Genomic DNA, 18,618 nt, shown 5'->3' with positions numbered 1-18,618 from the left:
AGGAAGTGAAAAGATGAAAAAGGTATTTTATTTTGGCTGTGTCTTTTATTTTTTTATTGGGACGATTCATGTTTTTTTTGGGAGCTTAACGCCTTATTTGCTGTCGAGTTACGATAAAGGCCCCGGGGAATTATCATCTTTAATTTTTTTTCAGTTTATTGGTTTTTTGACAGGTGTTCTGTTATCCCCCATTCTAGTGAGAAAAAAAGGCTATGGCGCTGTGCTGACAATGGGTCTTTTGCTGATGATCGGCTCTCTTCTGCTGGGGCTATTGGTGCCGGGCTGGACAACGCTTGTGCTGGCAGGTTTTTTTCTTGGGAGCGGTGCAGGCAGTCTTGAGACAACAGCCGGTGCGTATGTCATTTCGATGGCTAATAGTGCAAAGCGAATCAGTATTATGGAGGTCTTTTTTGGATTAGGCGCGCTATTATTCCCGCTAGTAATTTTGCTGACTGTCACAGATCAGACATGGCAGTATGTGTTTTTATTTCAAGTGGGTGCGCTGACATTTTTCCTCATGCTCTGGCTTGTTTTTATGAACAAACTGCCTCATGGACAGATGGATGCTCCTTCCAAAGGAGGAAAGATGAAACCGTCTATACTTGTTGATCGAAACAATCGAATGATCGTGGTAATCATGATTTGTTTTGCCTTTTTCTACGCAGGGATTGAAACGAATTTTGCGAACTTTTTGCCGTCCATCATGCTGGAAAAAGGGGGAGATAATTGGGGCCTTTTTGCGGTCTCTACTTTCTGGACAGCGATCGTCATCGGCAGAACCGTGATTGCAAGGAAAGCTGATCAGCTGCATCCAATGCGTTTTTTAAAGCTAAGTGCATCACTGATGATTTTGCTGCTTGTGATATTCGCTCTGACAACCCACATCACAGCGCAGCTGATTCTCATCTTTTTCATCGGCCTTTGCGCAGCTGGCATGTTCCCAATCGCACTGACAGCGTCTGCCTTAATGATTGAAAATGCCATCGATGAGGCGACGAGTTATTTTATTGCAGCCGCGAGCTTGGGTGGAGCCTGCTTGTCCTTTTTAATTGGATTTAGTCTGGAATGGGCAGGAGCGGCAAGTGCCGTCTTTGTATTTGCCTTCTTAGCTGTTCTTCTATTTGCAGCTGCGGTTCAAATGAATCGTTCTAAGAAAAAAGAAACGGTACACGCGCAGCAGTCGGCACTGAAAGCAGACCGCTAAGAATCCACCTGAAATGATGACAAAGGACTTGTACTAAAACGCAGAAAGTTTGAATAACATGTACAAGTCAGCATCAAAAGGAGGACGTCTATGTGGCGGTGTTTTTTGGTTATATCTTTTTAGGGTTGTCACTATCAGCGCCTGTTGGGCCAGTCAATGCAGCCCAAATCGACAGAGGGATTAAAAGTGGATTTTGGCATGCGTGGATTTTTGGTGTGGGAGCTATGGCTGCGGATATTGTCTATATGCTTCTCATCTATTTTGGTGTCGCCCAGCTTTTGACTGCACCTCTTGTAAAAACCTTTTTGTGGCTGTTCGGCTTTTTCGTTTTGACCTATACCGGCATTGAAAGTCTGCGTAAAATCAATTTGCAGGAGAGTCCGAAAAAGGACAGCGAAAACACATCAATTGGCAAATCGTTCATGACCGGGTTTTTCATTTCTCTTTCTAATCCGCTCAGTATTTTGTTTTGGCTTGGCATCTATGGCAGCATCTTAGCCAATACGATCGAAAAGTATGGAGCTTCCCAAATGCTCATGTACAGTATGGCTATTTTTATCGGCATGCTGATCTGGGATTTCAGTATGGCGCTGCTTGCTAGTTCGTTTAGGCGTTATTTAAGTGAACGTGTGTTACATGGCTTATCCGTTCTTGCAGGTCTATCTTTACTTGGTTTCGGCGCCTATTTTGGGTATCAAGGAATTATGGCGTTGATTGGGTAGAAAAACAGACTGACATGTCGGCCAAACCTTCGCATTCTTTGTAAATAATATGAAACAGACTGACACGTTCAGTCTGTTTTTTGTAAGGATTGACAGACATAACACATTCTTGAATAATGGTGGAATAGAAAATGGATTAAAGGAGCTTCTGTTATGCGTCTGTTTTTACCAGTATTCAACTATGTGTGTATGTTGATTTTATCAGTCATCACAGCCACATTCGTTTATACGTTTTTATTCATGCCTCCTGAAGTGGGCTTCAGTTATGTGGAGATGACCAGTCTGTTCATTTTGCTCGCTTATGTCATTTTTGCTGTACCGATTCAGCTTGTTTTACACCGGCATCCTAAGAGGTTTCGAAGCCGTGACTTATTGATTTATTTTATTGCGGCATGGGTGGTTTGTTCGGCTTTGGCTTTATGGATTGATTATGGACTTGTTGTGTTCATCAGCTATAAAGTCTATTTGTTTAGCTTCTGCGCAGCCCTTATTTATTGGGTGCTGGATTCCGTCTTTTTGATGAAGAATCAATCGTAGGTATGACGAAAGGCTCTCTATCAACTTTCACTAGTCTGATCATACATAATAGAATAAAAGAAACAAATAGCTGCTCAATTTGAATGGAAACCCATCTTGTCATGCGCTAGGAAAGTCGTGGAAGGACAGTCACAACAGCCATTTGCACCTCATAGGCTATGGAGAAGACGCTAAAACGAGGTGTAAGGAAATGGCCCAGCTGTATGCAAAAAGTTGCCTTGATCAAAATCTACGATCACTAGAAGAATGGAAGCAGGATGCTTTCACACAATTTGGCGAGATGGTAGGAGATGAAGCAGATACATTCCCTTGTGTACCCGGAAGACAGGGATTTTTTCTCGACCATTTACGCTATGGATTTGTTGGTGATCCGAGGGAAGAGGAAGCGGTGGATGAATTAGCCCAGCTGCTTAGAGAATATAAAAGCTGTGCGAAAGAAACCGGTCAATATGCTTCATTTATCTGTTTTTTTGAAACACCGCAGGATTTAAGGGAAAGTTCGCTTGAAGAGTTTGAGCAGCAGTTTTGGTCGCTGCTTCAACGGCTGCATCATAAAGATGAAGAACCATGGCCTGAGGAGATTCCGCTAGATACTCATCATCATGAGTGGGAGTATTGCTTCCATGGTGAAGCGTATTTTATTTTGTGTTCCACACCTGCTCACAAACTCAGAAAAAGCCGCCACTTCCCTTATCTCTTGATGGCATTTCAGCCTAGATGGGTGTTTGAGAAGTTGAATGGATCGACCAAGTTTGGACAAAAAATGAGCCAGCTCGTTCGCAAGCGGCTCAAAGCATATGATGGGGTCAGTGTTCATCCATCATTAAAATGGTACGGTGATCCGACCAATCATGAATGGAAGCAATACTTTCTCCCAGATGAAGAGGCGGAGAAACCAGCCTCCGCCAAATGTCCATTTACTGCATTAAAAAACATGATGAAATTATGATGCGGTCTGATCCTGCTTCCACTTTTTCCTCATAAATAGCACCATGATGGCAATCACTGCAATGATCCCAAGGCTGATAAAAAAGCCAGGTCGTCCACTTGCCTCTGTTAATGTGCCTGATACGGCGGCTCCAATTAAGAGCAGCGCAAGAATCATTTCGCACGTTTGGCGAGTGGATGGCTTGGATAGCTTTTTACTTGAGAACAGAATAAAGATCCATGTGTACAGTAGGGTAAGACCGGCTGCTGTTGTGAGATGCTCGTAGATGTGTTTGGACAAAAAGAGTGCAAGCAAAATCGAGACAATTAAGCCAGCAGCAGTTAAGATAATCGAAGACCATCTCACATGCGATGGATCTTTTTGTTTAAAGCAAGCAGGTGCATCCTGATGCTCTGACATTGTGCCGAGAAGCGTTGTGACCGCATAGAGAGAGGCAACCAATGTCGAAAAACCAGCAATAATGAAAATGCCATTAAAGATATGAAGAAAGATCGATAAATGAAACGGCTCTAATGAAGTAATAAATGGACTGCTGTTCTCATTAAAGGCTGTCACTGGGACAAGCAAGAGAGCAAGTCCGATCGAGACGATATAGATGACTGCTAGAATGATTAGCATGACACGTCCAGCCTTTGCCGCATCCTTCGGGTCCTTTAAATGAACCGCCATCAGCCCCATGACTTCAATTCCCCCAAATGCATAAAACGCATAAATCAATCCATTCCAAAGACCAAGCGGGCCAAGAGGCATCCATTCGTGATCCTTGTTAGGCAGATGCAGGGTCGGTTTATGTTCTGTCAAAATACCGAATAACACAAGCACCGCAAGAATCATAAACATAAAAATTGCCGCTGTCTTCAGAACCGCAAGAACATTTTCTGTCTTTTGAAAAGAAGAAAGCCCAATGATAATCACAAGCAGGGCAAGAGCAGAATAAATTGCAGAAAAAACCCAAAGCGGAACAGAAGGAAACCAGTGGCGGGTAAATAGAGAAATGGCGGTTAACTGACTTCCCGTAATCAGCATTTCCGCAAACCAATACACCCAGCCATTGCTAAAACCTGCCCAGCGTCCATATGCTTTACGAGCATAGGAACAAAACGATCCTTTATCAGGGTTATCGGCTGTCATCGCAGCCAAATGTTTAAAAACAAGATACGTTCCGACCGCAGCAAGCAGAAAGGAAATGCAGGCGGAATAACCGGATTTTGTAATGGCGATGCTGGAACCAAGGAAGAAACCAGTGCCAATTGTACAGCCGACTCCGATGAGAGAAAGCTGCCACCAAGATAAAGATTGTTCTTCTTTCAATGCAAGTGCAACACCTTTCTATTTCAATGACATTAGCTTGTGACCACCACTTTTTTTTATACATGATCAAGTGGACATTTTGGGCATACTGTCTTGGAAAGGAGTGCATGTGATGAACGGAGAACACGTCATTTTACCAAAGGGTAGACTCGGTTTTCGTTTAGGAAAAGGCCAATGTATGCGAGTGGTTGATGTCGAAGGCCAGCAAGTAGCAGATGTGATGGCCTATCATGAAAAAGATTTTTATGAAAAATTCGACCAAGGTGCGACGATGGATAGTTTGTTCTCGTCCAAAGTGAAAAAAGGTGATAAGCTCTATTCTAATTTATATAAACCGATGTTTACGATCATTGAGGATACAGTAGAATGCCATGATTTATACATGCCCGCCTGCCGGCAAGAGATGTATCAGCTTTTATACGGCCGGACGCACTTGGAGGTCATGCATACTTGCTACGATAATTTGCGGACTGCCTTTGAGCCCTTTGGAATTCCAAAGGAGGATATGTACCATCCTTTTAATGCTTTTATGAATACAGTCATTGATGAAAAAGGAAAGCTGTCTGTGGAGCTACCAAAATCTCTACCTGGTGACTATATTCGCCTGCGGGCTGAAATGGATCTCATTGTGGCCGTGTCCGCATGCCCTGCTGATATTGGGAAGTGTAATGGATCAAGCTGTACATCTATACGGGTAGAAATCGATTAACAAGAAAAGGGCCAGTCCATAAAGACGTGGTCTTTTTCACTTGTGAATGTTTGATCATCTAAGAAATAGGGGAACGTCTAACAAAATGTTCTTGATGAAAACATGGTATAATGAAGATTCAAAAAACGTTGTTAAATCAATGAATTGTGAGTAAAACCTGTTCTCTTCATGTAGAGGATGCTTAGGAGGAAAAGTGTATGAGTTTGCAGAAAAAGATCAGCCAAGAGTTGCATGTGCAGCCCTCAATTGACCCAAAGCAGGAGATCGAAAAACGGGTTGGATTTCTAAAGGAATACTTGAAAAAAACCGGGGCAAAAGGATTCGTACTCGGCATTAGCGGCGGGCAGGATTCAACGCTAGCCGGACGTCTTGCACAGCTTGCTGTAAGTGAACTTCGTCAAGAAGGAAAAAAGGATGCAGTCTTTATTGCGGTACGCCTTCCGCACGGAGTGCAGCAGGATGAAGATGATGCACAACTCGCCCTATCATTTATTCAGCCAGACAAGTCGTGGAAATATGATATTGCACCTGCCGTATCAGCATTCAGTAATCAATATCAAAAGGAAACTGGCGGCCCATTGTCTGACTTTAATAAAGGGAATGTCAAAGCGCGCATGAGAATGATCGCGCAATATGCTGTCGGCGGTGAGGAAGGATTGCTTGTCATCGGTACAGATCATGCAGCTGAAGCTGTAACCGGCTTCTTCACGAAGTATGGTGATGGCGGTGCAGATGTTCTTCCGCTCACAGGTTTGACAAAACGCCAAGGCCGGGCACTTTTAGAAGCGCTAGAAGCACCGGAACGCCTGTACTTAAAGAAACCAACAGCCGATCTGCTGGACGACAAACCTCAGCAAACGGATGAAACAGAACTCGGCATTACGTACAATGAAATTGATGATTACTTAGAAGGTAAACCAGTGTCAGATCAAGCAGCAGAAGCGATTGAAAAGCGCTATGTTCAATCAGAGCATAAACGCCAAGTACCCGCTTCCATGTTTGATGACTGGTGGAAATAAAAAAGAAACCTCTCCAGAAGATGGAGAGGTTTTTGTATGTCGAATTTCAAGTGGGTTTGACAAAATAACCAAAAATTCATTAAATTAGTAGAACGATCTACTTAAGTCCATTTAACTAAATATCGATTTTTTTGTTCAAAAAAAGTAAACATAATTAGTTCGATTCACTTAATTTCACTTTTATTGACAGTATTTTCAGAAAAAATAATTGACGAATGAAAAGAATGCGCTTACAATGAAACCACATTCCGAAAAGTGAAATTAGATTCCACTGAATGGAATATAGGGGTGATCCACCTCCAAATAAGAAGCTAAAGGAATGATGGACACAATGAAAAATCGAAGTGCACTGGAAATTTACAAAGAGGGAGGCGCTTGGTGGGAGACTGAGATTAGTCATATTCAAAAAAATTCAATTGAACTTCGAGGATATCCGATTGAAGAACTGATTGGTGAATTGTCGTATCCACAAATGCTCTATTTACTGCTTGTTGGTGAATTATTGGATGATTCAAAAGCAGCTCTTTTTGAAAGTGTTCTTGTCGCAGGTGCGGACCATGGACCAAGGGCGCCATCTATTGCAGCAGCCAGAATGGCCGTGACTTGCGGCATTTCGTTTAATTCCTCTGTTGCAACAGGGGTGAATCTATTAGGTGACATTCATGGCGGAGCCGGAGAGAAGGCCATGCGTATGTTATACGAAGCCAAAGCGATCTATGATGATCAAAAGGATATACAGTCTGCGGCAAAGCAAGTGTGCCAAACATGGTTAAGTCGCAAGGAAAAAATCCCGGGAATCGGCCATCAGCTTCATGATGATGATCCGAGGGTGAGACGTCTCTATGAGCTGAGTCATACACATGTCCAGCAAGGTCTTATCAGTGGGACATATTTACGGTTAGCCGAAGCGATTAGACATGAGCTTGAACAATTGAAAGGGAAGAAAATCACGATGAATATAGATGGTGTGTCTGCTGCAATCCAATGTGAATTAAACATTCCAGCAGAAGCAGCAAAAGGCATTTTTTCCTTATCCAGAGGAATGGGCATCGTGGCGCATGCATATGAGGAGCTGACAAAGGGAGCCCTCGTGAAGGGACCTTGTCCGAATGAAGAAAGATTGGTTCGTTATGCAGGACATGGAACGAGGCACTTGAAGGAGGGAGAGAAAATTTGAGTAGTTTGAAAGCGTTGTCATATATAAGCGGCGAGTGGCTGGATACCGATCGTGTCCAAACAGACATCATCAATCCTTACTCAGGAGAGAGGATCGGTACATCCTATCTCGCCTCATCAAAAGACATAGAACAGGCACTTTCTAGTGCGCAGCATGCTAAAAAACAAATAGCGGGAATATCGGCAATCGAACGCTCAAAGCTTCTAACAAAAGCAGCCACCTTACTTGAAGATCAAAAAGACCATTTTGCAAAACTGATTTCGCTAGAATTAGGCAAACCGCTTAAAAATACAAGAGATGAAGTCTCGCGTTCAATCGAGACGCTGGCGCAGTCGGCGGAAGAAGCGAATCGATTAATAGGTGAGACCATTCCTGGCAATGTATCATCGCGTGGACAGGGAGCAATGGCCATGACATTTAAAGTACCAGTCGGAGTTGTACTGGCAATTACCCCTTTTAATGCACCGCTCAACTTAATTTGTCACAAAGTCGGTCCAGCCTTTGCGGGAGGGAATGTCATTATTTTGAAGCCTGCACCGCAAACATCAGCTGTTGCCACAGCGTTTGTCAAACTTCTTCTCGAAGCAGGGTTTCCTGAGGCTAGTTTGCAGCTTGTGATTGGTGGGGTGGAGGCTGGGAAACAGTTAGTCACTGATGAAAGAACGAATCTCATCTCTTTTACCGGCGGGGCTGCCGGAGGCGAACATATTACAACCTCTGCGGGGTTAAAAAAGGTACTGCTCGAACTCGGAGGGAATGGCGCGACGATTGTTCATCACGATGCAGATGTTGAACAAGCCGCATCACTTTGTGCCAAAACAGGCTTTAGTAATTCCGGTCAAAGCTGTATTTCTGTTCAAAGAATTTATGTCCACCAGGAAATTATGCCGTCGTTTACTGAGGTATTAAGACAAAAAGTAGAACAGCTTGTTGTTGGAGATCCGCTGTCCAGTGAGAGTGATATCGGCTGTATGGTTGATGTCCAGGCGGCAAAGCGCGTTGAGGCATGGATACAAGAGGCAGAGAGCATGGGTGCTGAGCTTTTATATGGGGGAAAAAGAAATGGAGCGAGCATCACACCGGCTATTTTGTTAAACCCGCCGAAACAGGCCAAGGTCGTCTGTGAGGAAGTGTTCGGCCCAGTTGTCAGCATTCTTCCTTATGAGGAGCTGGAGGAGGCAATCAAAGAAGCAAATGATAGTCGATATGGGTTGCAGGCAGGGATCTTTACGAATCAGCTGGATGTGGCATTACATGCAGCAAAAGAGCTTGAAACTGGCGGTGTTGTCATCAATGGGACATCGAATTTTAGACTGGATCATTGGCCTTATGGTGGGATTAAGCGAAGTGGTCTTGGAAGAGAAGGTCCGCGTTTCGCCATCGAGGAGATGACCGAAACCAAAATGGTTGTGCTTCCAAATGGCCTATGAAAGGGGCGTAGGGATGTGAAGGCATTTCAGAAAAAGGTAAAAAGTGTGCAGACAGGCAGTCAGCCAATGATTTGTACGCCGCTCATCGGACAAACAAAGGAAGAATTGTTACATGAGATCGAGGTGTTAACTGAGAAGAAGCCTGATGTGATCGAGTGGCGGGCTGATTTTTTTCAACACCTTCATGACAAGGAACAAGTCATTGAAACTCTTAAGAGAATGGTAGAAAAGGCAAAGGGCATCCCATTTTTATTCACCATTCGCTCTGAAAAGGAGGGCGGCGAAAGTATATCACTCTCCGAAACTGAGAAGGTTTCTTTGCTTGCCGAGCTTTGTTCCACGCAGCTTGTGGATGCCGTTGATTATGAATTGATGCAGGATGTGGCACATATACAGCAAGTCAGTCAGGCGGCTAAAAGAAATGGCGTCACCTTGATTGTGTCGTATCACGATTTCCATCGCACCCCTGAGATAGATCGTCTCGTGCAGCTACTCGTCAATGCAGAATCAGTCGGTGCCGACATCGCAAAGATCGCAGTGATGCCGCATTCCTATGACGATGCATTAACACTGCTCTCAGCGACCAGTCATGCGAAAAAGCAGCTTTCAATTCCCGTGATTTCGATGGCAATGGGGGAATACGGGGCTTTTACAAGAATGATTGGCGGGCTTTTTGGATCTGTCATGACCTTTGCTGTAGGGAAAGAAAGCTCAGCTCCCGGGCAAGTGGCGATACAGGATTTAAGCAATGTTCTATCTATTGTGTTTTCAAAGAATAAGTGAGTAGCAGATTCATAGCTGCACCGTGAGAGGAGAGAAACATGAAGAAGAATATTTCTACACAGGTTATTCAGTATTTAGAAAATCGGGGAGTCGAGCATATTTTCGGTCTCTGTGGTCATACGAATATTGCTTTTTTATCAGCGCTTGAAAAAAGCTCAATTCAATTTGTAAATGTCAGGCATGAACAGATAGCGGCACATGCAGCAGATGGTTATGCGCGAGCAAAGAAACAGACGGCTGTTGTTCTCAGTCACCTAGGTCCTGGACTCACCAATGCGGCAACAGGGGTGGCGAATGCAGCACTTGATTCCATTCCAATGGTTGTCATTGCAGGAGATGTCCCAAGTCATTACTACGGAAAGCACCCACATCAAGAGATCAATCTTCATTCCGATGCCTCTCAATACGAAATTTACCGGCCGTTTGTGAAAAGAGCATGGCGAGTTGATATTCCAGAATTATTTCCAGAGATTTTATCAAAAGCATTTCAGTTAGCTGAAAGCGGCCGTCCTGGCCCGGTGCTTATTTCTGTTCCGATGGACGTTTTCTCAAAAGAACTAGATGTCTCCCTGTTTGAACAAATGAACCATCATACACACACCATTGAAAAACCTTCTATTGATGATCAAACGGCCAATCGGATATTAGACCGATTGCTGCAGGCAGAAAGGCCGCTCTTATATGTAGGAGGAGGCATTTTACTAGCTGATGCAGCTGAAGAATTAAAGGCATTTTCTGACCATCTAAGTATCCCTGTTGCTCATTCTTTGATGGGGAAAGGAGCCATGCCGGATGATCACCCAATGACCCTTGGAATGACGGGGTTTTGGGGGACAAAATTTATTAATGATCAGTGTAAAGAGGCGGACTATATATTGGCTTTAGGGACCCGTTTTGCTGAAGCTGATGCGAGCTCTTGGGAATCGGAGTATACGTTCAATTTCCAATCAACCAAGCTCATTCATATTGACATTGATCCAAATGAAATTGGCCGGAACTACCCTGTTGAAATTGGAGCGGTAGCCGATCTCAAGCAGGCACTGACCGTACTCAATCGCGTGGCGAAAGAAAGGCTGCCAGAAGGTATCGATCGCCCTGAACTGAAAAAGGACATTGCGGCATATCGTGAGGAATTTCAAAAGAGCAATTTGACGAATATTCAAGACGAGTCTTTCCCAATGAAACCGCAGCGTATTTTGCAGGAAGTGCGGGAAGTATTGCCGTCAGATGCTTTCATTACAACAGATGTTGGCTGGAATAAAAATGGGGTAGGACAGCAATTTCCTGTATTCACTCCTGGGACCATTTTAACGCCAGGTGGTTTTGCAACAATGGGATTTGGAGCCCCTGCCGCACTTGGGGCAAAGATTGCCCAGCCTGACCGTGTCGTTGTGTCACTCGTTGGAGACGGCGGATTCGGTCAAAATCCATCCGTTCTCGCAACAGCCGTTGAAGAAAACATTCCTGTTGTGTGGATTGTGATGAATAACAGTGCGTTTGGCACAATAGCCGGCTTGCAAATGGCGCACTATGAAACAACGTACGGCACTGTTTTTAGAAAAGGTGGAGAAAGCTATTCTCCGGATTTTGCTGCCATTGCGAGAGGTTATGGAATGAAGGGGATTAAAATCACTTCTGCGTCTGAATTCAAAGAAGCTTTGGCTGAAGCCATTGCCTCTCAGGAGCCTTGCGTCATTGATGTAGCGATGAAAAATGATCCTGTTCCTACGGATGGACATTGGAATATTAATGACATTTATTCACCAAATACAAAACGCTCACATGTCAGTGTGAACTAAACATTACTAGGGAGGAATCAACAATGAAAATTAAAGTATTGAATCCGTTTCAAGATGGGAACCCATTATGGTTAGGCTTAGATCGTCCAGAGGAGCAAATGATTCGAAAGGTATTTCAAACGATTACACCAGATACCGTTGGATCAGAGCATATGATGGCGGGTCTCACCATTTTTGAACCAGGGGAAGCAAGTTCAGTGCACAATCACCCGGGTTCAGAGGAATTTGATTATGTAATTAAAGGTTCTGGCGAAGTCATTTGTGATGGAGAACGGCAGTCGTTTAAACAAAATGATTTCATGTTCATTCCAGACGGTGTCCCGCACCAGCATGTGAATACAGGCGATGAACCTTTATGGCTCATTTGGCTCTACACGCCGCAAGGGCAGCTTCCGAAGGATTAAAAACCTGCACCGGTGAGCCCTTCTTTAGAATCATCAGGGCCTTACGGGTCAATCAGAAAGATGAAAAGGGCTAAATTAAAAATGATTTTAGCCCTTCATCACTTGAATGAAAGGGAGTCAAGCAATGAATATGAATACACCGCTTGAAGGAATAAAAATATTAGACGTCTCTACAATGATCGCTGCACCCTATGGCGCGGTGCTTCTAGGGGATTTTGGAGCAGAAGTCATCAAAGTCGAGATTCCTGGTAAAGGCGATACGCTGCGGCATGTCGGCCCTTTTGCAGATGGGGAACCACTTAGATGGTCAGGTCTCTCACGGAATAAGAAATCCCTTACACTTGATCTGCACAAAGACGAAGCAAAAGACATTTTTAAAAAGCTTGCAGCTCAGGTCGATGTACTGATCGAAAATTTCCGTCCTGGCACACTCGAAAAATGGGGCGTTGGGTACGATGTGTTAAAACAAATCAACCCTCGTTTAATTATGATTCGTGTATCGGGTTATGGTCAAACGGGCCCGTTTAAGGACAAGGCCGGATTTGGAACACCAGCGACGGCGTTTAGCGGCTTTACATATATTCAAGGGTTTCCAGACCGGCATCCAGTCAGTCCTTCCTTTTCTCTAACTGATTATATTGCTGGCATCTATGTGGCATTTGCTACTGTGACAGCGATGTATTACAGGGATACACATCCAGAAGGAACGGGGCAAATGGTGGATTTGGCCCTCTATGAATCTGTGTTTCGTATGTTAGAGTTTTTGGTTGCAGAATATGACAAGCTTGGGAAGGTGCGTGAGCGTTCACCGGGGCTAAGCGGTCATTCAAGCCCTGCTGGTACCTATGAGACAAAGGATGGGCATTATTTGGTTCTTGTGACAAGTACAGATTCGACCTTCAATCGATTGGCTGAGGCGATGAATCGATTAGATTTATTAGAGAATGAAAAATTCGCGGTTAATGCATCTAGGCTGAAGCATAACAAAGAAATGGATGCGATTGTTTCGCAATGGATCGCGTCGAAAACAAGGGATGACGTATTAGAAATTCTAGATACTCACGGTGTCCCTGTGAGCCCGATCTTAAGTATTCGGGATATTTTTGAACATCCACAATTTCAAGCAAGAGAGAATATCGTCGAAGTGCATCACCCTCGACTTGGAAAAGTGAAGGTGCCTGGGATCATTCCGAAATTTGAAAAAACACCTGGAAGTATCCGTCACATTGCACCTGATTTAGGCGAACATAATTATGAGATTTTAACAAATATGCTTGGCTTAACAGAAGAAGAGTGTAAGCAGTTAGAAGAAAAAGGGGTTATTTAAGACGTTCAACCGAACCGCACGCTGCGGAAACAAAGGAGGATGGTTATGAAAGTGCATTCAGAACTGAAGGGGAATGAATTGCAGCCCGCATATGTGAAACCAACGAAAGCCCGTTTTGGCATATTGATTCTGTTGTTTTTTATTACCGCTATTAATTATATTGATCGAGCCAGTGTGTCCATTGTTGCGCCTGCTATTCAATCTTCATTGCAATTAAATCCTGCCTTATTAGGTCTGATTTTTTCGGCATTTAGCTGGACATATACAGCGATGCAAATACCAGGCGGTTTTATTCTCGATAAATTTGGCTCAAAGGTAACGTATGGGATATCACTCGTTACCTGGTCTATTTTTACAGGCTTACAGGCGTTTGCGAATAGCTTTGCCTTTTTATTCGGCTGCCGTTTGTTTATTGGAATTACAGAATCTCCCGCATTTCCTGCAAATAATCGTATTGTCACTACATGGTTTCCAAGGCGGGAACGGGCTTTTGCAACAGGAGTATACACAGCTGGAGAGTATGTGGGTCTTGCATTTGCGACACCTCTTCTTTTTTGGATCATGACGACTTTCGATTGGAGAACCGTCTTTATTACGGCAGGTGCGCTCGGTATCATATTTGCTTTCTTTTGGTACAAGTATTATCACGAACCGAAAGAGCATCCGAAGATAAATGAAGATGAGTTAGAATTAATCCGGCAAGGCGAAGGGCTGACCGTCGCATCACAGGAGAAGCTGAAATGGGCAGACTTTGCCGCCCTTCTGAAATATCGTAAATTGATCGGGCTCTATATTGGCCAATTCTCTGTTGCGTCTACACTTTTTTTCTTTTTAACATGGTTTCCGACCTATTTAGCAGAGGCGAAAAACATGGCGTTTCTCAAGGTAGGTTTTGCTGCTTCTCTTCCTTATATTGCTGCATTCTTTGGGGTCTTGTTTGGAGGTTATGTGTCTGATTGGCTGCTTAAAAAGGGCGTATCAGTGAATGTAGCGAGAAAGCTGCCGGTAGTGGTTGGCTTGCTGATGACGAGTACCATTGTTTTAGCAAACTTTACAACGAATATCCCGCTTGTGCTGACCATTTTATCCATCGCTTCATTTGCGCAAGGACTGTCTAATATCTCTTGGACGATGCTGTCCGAGGTGGCACCGAGGGAAATGGTTGGGCTTGCTGGCGGCGTATTTAACTTTTTTGCTAATTTAGCTGGGATCATCACTCCGCTGATTATCGGATTCATCGTGTCGGCGACAGGCTCTTACAACGGGGGAATTTTATTCGTCAGTTTAGTCGCATTAGGCGGGGCATTGTCGTACATTTTCATTGTAGGTAAAATTGAACGTATCCAATTAAAACCGTAGTGGGAAAGCAAAAGAGAACTCAAATCAAGATGAGTTCTCTTTTTTTATGAATAAAAAATAACGGTGATAACTGTTGCACATGCGATACCCATGCTGATATAAAAGCCAGCAAACCAAATATTCCACCGAGTGATACGGTAAGGGTTGACCTTCATCAAATCTGCCAATAAGGAGACAGAAACATTAAAAGGGCTAAACATAACAGTTGATGTGCCAGCAACGATAAGCATGATAGCAATGGGAAGAGCAGGCAGTTCATGAATGACAGGTGCCATCATGCTGACTAACAAAGCAAGCGAGACGAGCGGATGAAAACCGCAAAGGGCGGTAATCAGAAAATACAACCCGATGACACAATAAACCCAAATGGCATGGTCTGATATACTGACAATAAATGCTTGAATCGGCTGCATACTGTTTGTGGCAAGCAGCATATCGACAAAGAAGCCGGCACTTAAAAATAGACACATATAGTTGGAGAGCTGATTGGTTCTTTCTTTCCAATGTGGCACAGAGACAGCTATATATTGTTTTCTTTTTTTGATAACAGATGAGAATAATAGAGCAAATGGAATAATTGTCAGCACAACAGCAAATAGATAGCCTTTTCCAATCCATGCATCGACAAGTGAGACGGCTGTCATAAAACTCAGCAGCATGAAAGCGAGCTGAAGGGTTTTTCGCTTAATTCGATGAGGATTGGAGTTTGTTTGTGCTGACTGAATGATGTTTGGTAATCGTTTGCTTTGCCGAGAAAAAAGCATCCAATCTGCCGCCAGCACCATGATCATTAAACCAAAAGTAATGGGTGCAATTTGATAATATTTTAGTTTGGTTGCATCAATGGTGACGCTGACTAGCACTTCAACAGGACTCCAGCTTAAACATAATGCATATGACCTTAAGAGGTTGCGTGTATAAAGATGTTGCTGCACCTGTTTTTTTAGGGATTCCAGCGACGGTTTGAGTGATGTATATAGTAAGGGGATCGTCGCGATATTTAAAAACATGCCAAGAATATGAGTGACAAATGAACTCTTGCGATAAAGCTGGTTTGGACTCGTTGTATGCAGTGTGAGCAGTTTATTTAATTGTGTATCGAAATGTCCAACATGTATGAGAGAATGAATAAAAGGCAGCATGAAAAATAGAGAAAGCAAGCCTAGCATGGAATGAAAGTGAAGAACAAACGTATGCAATGGCTGGCCGGATAAGAAGAATAAGAACAAACCAATGATGAGAAACACAGCACCTGTTTTCAAATAAAGCCCACTGGCTTTCTTAAAAGAAATGGTGAGCGAGATAGCGGCCAGCAGACCAACAAAGTAGGAGAGTATGGGAGCAGGAAATAGTTGATGAACAATATAGAAGCTAATTAGAAGTGTAAAAACGATCAGGTACATTCAAATATCTCCTCCATCAAACAACTTCAAGTGATTTTATTCCGTCTAGTGGAATTTGTTTTCTTTTAGTGGAACGTTTAAAATGGATTATAGCAAAATCGATCGTTTATGTCGATAAGAAATCAAAGGGGAAAAGGAGAAAGTGAATATGGCTGATAAAAAGTCAAAAGAAGAATCAGGACTGCGTACGGTTCAGCGCGCTTTGGATATTCTTTCTTGTTTTAGTGAAGAACGTCAAGAGCTGACGCTAACGGATATTTCAAAAGAGATGAATTTAGCAATGTCTACGACAACGAGACTGCTCAAGGCACTTGAAATGAATCATTTTGTGGAAAAGAATCAAGAAACAATGAAATACCGATTGGGTCAAAGGCTTTATCTCCTCGGGTACATTGCAGGGAAGTCCATTCAATTGAGAGAACTGGCTAAACCACTCATGTACGCACTTCGTGATGAAACAAAGGAAACCGTCAACCTGTATGTACTCGATTCAACAAGCAGGGTTTGTATTGAACAAGCGGAAGGGCTGCAATCGATTCGACATCTTGTCAAGATTGGTGAGAAGCTGCCATTGTACGCAGGTGCAGGCGGAAAGGTATTATTGGCATTTCAAAGTGAAGAATTTCAACAAAAAGTATTTGCGGCTGAGGCTGATCATGTGATGGGAGACGACTGGAAAAAGGAACGCAAACATATTCTTGACACTTATACTTCTTGCAGTATCGATGAACGAGAGGTAGGATCTGCGGCAGTAGCGGCACCAATCTTTAATATTCATGGGGAAGTGAAAGCTTGTTTATCCATATCTGGTCCAACCCATCGGTTTACTGAAGAAGTCATTCCCCAACTGCAGCAAAAAGTGAAAGAACAGGCACAGAGGCTCTCTGAACAGCTCGGCTACGTCGTCAAACACAATTTTTAAGATGGTCTATCTTTTCGCGCTCCATTTATCATATAATAGAAACATTATGTAGCATTCCTTGTCGTAGGGAGGACGTGTCACGACCATGAAAATCAATAGAGAAATTCCTGTAAGACAGCGGAATATTGTCCTCATTGGCTTTATGGGTGTTGGAAAAACAACCATTGGGCAGCTGGTTGCCAAAAAGCTATATAGAGATTTTATTGATGTCGATCAGGAGATTGAGAAAAAGTACAACATGACGATTCCAGAGATGTTTCAGCAAAAAGGAGAAGCATTCTTCAGGCAGGCTGAAAAGGATTATATCGTCGATTTATGTGAACATACACAGCTCAAGATCGTCTCCCTTGGAGGCGGTGCATTCAAACAGGAAGAAATCAAACGCGCCTGCTTGAAGCATTGTACCGTTCTTTTCCTTGACCTGTCTTGGGAGAATTGGAAGCAGCGGCTTGATATTTTAATTGAAAACCGTCCTGTCCTTCACAACCGGACGCTTGATGAGATGAAAGAGCTGTTTGAAGAGCGCCGGGAGATTTATTCTCTTCATAACTCCAGAGTGGAAACAGATCATTTAGAGGCTGAGGAAGTCGCCAATTATATTGTGGACACACTCAAGCTTGGCTGGGATTTATATTCGAAATAAAAAAAGTCTACCGTTTAGGGTAGACTTTTTTCTATCAGTTTAATGCTTGATTCCTTGAAGCAATGCAGCTTTTAAACAGAAAGAAATGGGTTGATGCTGTGCGTCAAATTGAAGCTGAAACAGCTGCTTTGTGTCAGGGTCTGCGGCTTGAAGGTGGGAAACGATCTCCTTTTGAACGTTCTCTGGTGTGCGTCCACGTATAATCCAGTCCTGATAATCAATTTGCAGATCCCAGTAACGAATCTCGTTTTGAGTCAATTGGTTGGCTGCGAAGAGCTTTTTCCATTCCGATAACGAGCTTTCCCGCACATGAGAAGGGTCTCTCAGTCTATTTAAGTGATTAATAAATGAATCCTGTGCAGTGTTTTCAGGTGCATAATGATCGACGAGCAGAAATTGGCCGCCCTTTTTTAAGACTCGGCTGATTTCAGACATGGCTGCCGGAAGGTCTGGAAAATGGTGAGCGGCAAATCGGCACGTCACTAAATCAAATGATTCATTAGAGAAGGGCAATGCTTCTGCGGCTGCCTGCTCAAAAGTAATGTGGTTCAGCTGGCGTTCTTCCGCAAGTGCTGCTGCAACCTCGATCATTTTTTGTGTGACATCTATGCCGATCCCTTTAGAGATAACGTCTGAAAAGGAAAAAACGGTATGTCCTGCCGCACAGCCAATATCAAGTAAATGCTCATGTCCCTTCGCATTTGCTGTTGTTTTCATCCATTCCAGCTCTTCTCCAGCTGCAAATATAGGTGAATCTCGATAGTTCTCGGCATTTTGTGAGAATTGGTTCTCTGCTTTAGCATATGGATTCATTTCTTTTCCCCCTTTGTGGTCTCTTTATCGTAGAATTCCTTCTGTTATTTGTCTAAGACATAAAAGATATGGCATGAATAGTTAAAACCTATGAGGTGATGAAAGTG

At 43.4% G+C, this 18,618-nt stretch carries 18 protein-coding genes; 15 read left to right on the top strand and 3 right to left on the bottom strand.

Annotation, left to right across the window (positions count from 1 at the left end; genetic code table 11):
• Positions 1-13: 13 nt before the first annotated feature.
• The 4 genes from V6Z54_RS05650 (at position 14) to V6Z54_RS05635 (ending at position 3,412) form a co-directional block, all read left to right on the top strand.
• Positions 14-1,204, top strand: a complete 1,191-nt coding sequence (locus tag V6Z54_RS05650; protein WP_041088955.1) for an MFS transporter — start codon at positions 14-16, stop codon at positions 1,202-1,204.
• 92 nt (positions 1,205-1,296) lie between these two features.
• Positions 1,297-1,926, top strand: a complete 630-nt coding sequence (locus V6Z54_RS05645) for a LysE family translocator (RefSeq protein ID WP_024424337.1) — start codon at positions 1,297-1,299, stop codon at positions 1,924-1,926.
• Between the two features lie 153 nt (positions 1,927-2,079).
• A complete protein-coding gene (locus V6Z54_RS05640) occupies positions 2,080-2,463 on the top strand; it encodes a UPF0715 family protein (protein WP_041088957.1) in 384 nt (127 codons plus the stop codon).
• Between the two features lie 190 nt (positions 2,464-2,653).
• Positions 2,654-3,412, top strand: coding sequence for a YqcI/YcgG family protein (locus V6Z54_RS05635; protein WP_041088959.1), 759 nt, complete (start codon positions 2,654-2,656; stop codon positions 3,410-3,412).
• Here the strand turns inward: V6Z54_RS05635 and V6Z54_RS05630 are convergent.
• Complete coding sequence (locus tag V6Z54_RS05630) at positions 3,407-4,723, bottom strand: amino acid permease (protein ID WP_041088961.1); 1,317 nt, start codon at positions 4,721-4,723, stop codon at positions 3,407-3,409. The genes V6Z54_RS05635 and V6Z54_RS05630 overlap by 6 nt on opposite strands.
• A gap of 112 nt (positions 4,724-4,835) precedes the next feature.
• Between V6Z54_RS05630 and V6Z54_RS05625 the strand changes: the two genes are divergently transcribed.
• From V6Z54_RS05625 to V6Z54_RS05585, 9 genes are all read left to right on the top strand, one after another.
• Positions 4,836-5,432 carry an urea carboxylase-associated family protein gene (locus V6Z54_RS05625; RefSeq protein ID WP_041088963.1) on the top strand — a complete coding sequence of 199 codons (597 nt, stop codon included), beginning with the start codon at positions 4,836-4,838 and terminating at the stop codon, positions 5,430-5,432.
• A 197-nt stretch (positions 5,433-5,629) separates the two neighbouring features.
• Complete coding sequence (gene nadE, locus V6Z54_RS05620) at positions 5,630-6,451, top strand: ammonia-dependent NAD(+) synthetase (protein ID WP_338527798.1); 822 nt, start codon at positions 5,630-5,632, stop codon at positions 6,449-6,451.
• Positions 6,452-6,770: 319 nt separating this feature from the next.
• Complete coding sequence (locus V6Z54_RS05615; protein ID WP_080772299.1) at positions 6,771-7,628, top strand: citryl-CoA lyase; 858 nt, start codon at positions 6,771-6,773, stop codon at positions 7,626-7,628.
• A complete protein-coding gene (locus tag V6Z54_RS05610; RefSeq protein WP_338527797.1) occupies positions 7,625-9,058 on the top strand; it encodes an aldehyde dehydrogenase family protein in 1,434 nt (477 codons plus the stop codon). Before V6Z54_RS05615 ends, V6Z54_RS05610 begins: the two co-directional genes overlap by 4 nt.
• Positions 9,059-9,124: 66 nt before the next feature.
• Positions 9,125-9,841: a type I 3-dehydroquinate dehydratase gene (aroD, locus tag V6Z54_RS05605; protein WP_220396377.1), complete on the top strand. Its 717-nt coding sequence runs from the start codon at positions 9,125-9,127 to the stop codon at positions 9,839-9,841.
• 38 nt (positions 9,842-9,879) lie between these two features.
• Positions 9,880-11,640: a thiamine pyrophosphate-binding protein gene (locus V6Z54_RS05600; protein ID WP_041088971.1), complete on the top strand. Its 1,761-nt coding sequence runs from the start codon at positions 9,880-9,882 to the stop codon at positions 11,638-11,640.
• Positions 11,641-11,663: 23 nt separating this feature from the next.
• A complete protein-coding gene (locus V6Z54_RS05595; protein ID WP_041116575.1) occupies positions 11,664-12,044 on the top strand; it encodes a cupin domain-containing protein in 381 nt (126 codons plus the stop codon).
• 124 nt (positions 12,045-12,168) lie between these two features.
• Positions 12,169-13,371 carry a CaiB/BaiF CoA-transferase family protein gene (locus V6Z54_RS05590; protein ID WP_082179355.1) on the top strand — a complete coding sequence of 401 codons (1,203 nt, stop codon included), beginning with the start codon at positions 12,169-12,171 and terminating at the stop codon, positions 13,369-13,371.
• A gap of 45 nt (positions 13,372-13,416) precedes the next feature.
• Positions 13,417-14,730 (top strand): MFS transporter, encoded by a 1,314-nt coding sequence (locus tag V6Z54_RS05585; protein WP_039176349.1) that lies wholly within the window; start codon positions 13,417-13,419, stop codon positions 14,728-14,730.
• Between the two features lie 44 nt (positions 14,731-14,774).
• Here V6Z54_RS05585 and V6Z54_RS05580 read toward each other — a convergent pair whose 3' ends face one another.
• A complete protein-coding gene (locus V6Z54_RS05580; protein ID WP_338527796.1) occupies positions 14,775-16,133 on the bottom strand; it encodes a hypothetical protein in 1,359 nt (452 codons plus the stop codon).
• 148 nt (positions 16,134-16,281) lie between these two features.
• Here V6Z54_RS05580 and V6Z54_RS05575 point away from each other — a divergent pair, with 148 nt between their 5' ends.
• Both V6Z54_RS05575 and V6Z54_RS05570 read left to right on the top strand, forming a co-directional pair.
• Complete coding sequence (locus V6Z54_RS05575; RefSeq protein WP_039176354.1) at positions 16,282-17,055, top strand: IclR family transcriptional regulator; 774 nt, start codon at positions 16,282-16,284, stop codon at positions 17,053-17,055.
• Between the two features lie 85 nt (positions 17,056-17,140).
• On the top strand, positions 17,141-17,698 hold the full coding sequence (locus V6Z54_RS05570) for a shikimate kinase (RefSeq protein WP_003214270.1): 558 nt from the start codon (positions 17,141-17,143) through the stop codon (positions 17,696-17,698).
• A gap of 39 nt (positions 17,699-17,737) precedes the next feature.
• Here V6Z54_RS05570 and V6Z54_RS05565 read toward each other — a convergent pair whose 3' ends face one another.
• Entirely contained in the window at positions 17,738-18,511 is a 774-nt protein-coding gene (locus tag V6Z54_RS05565; RefSeq protein WP_075612343.1) for a class I SAM-dependent methyltransferase, read from the bottom strand.
• Positions 18,512-18,618: the final 107 nt, after the last annotated feature.

It is taken from the genome of Bacillus sp. MAG717A (genome assembly GCF_036884855.1).
Taxonomy (GTDB): Bacteria; Bacillota; Bacilli; order Bacillales; family Bacillaceae; genus Bacillus; species Bacillus safensis.
The sequence above is the reverse complement of the archived record's forward strand: the minus strand, read 5'-3'. Positions and strand labels throughout refer to the sequence as shown.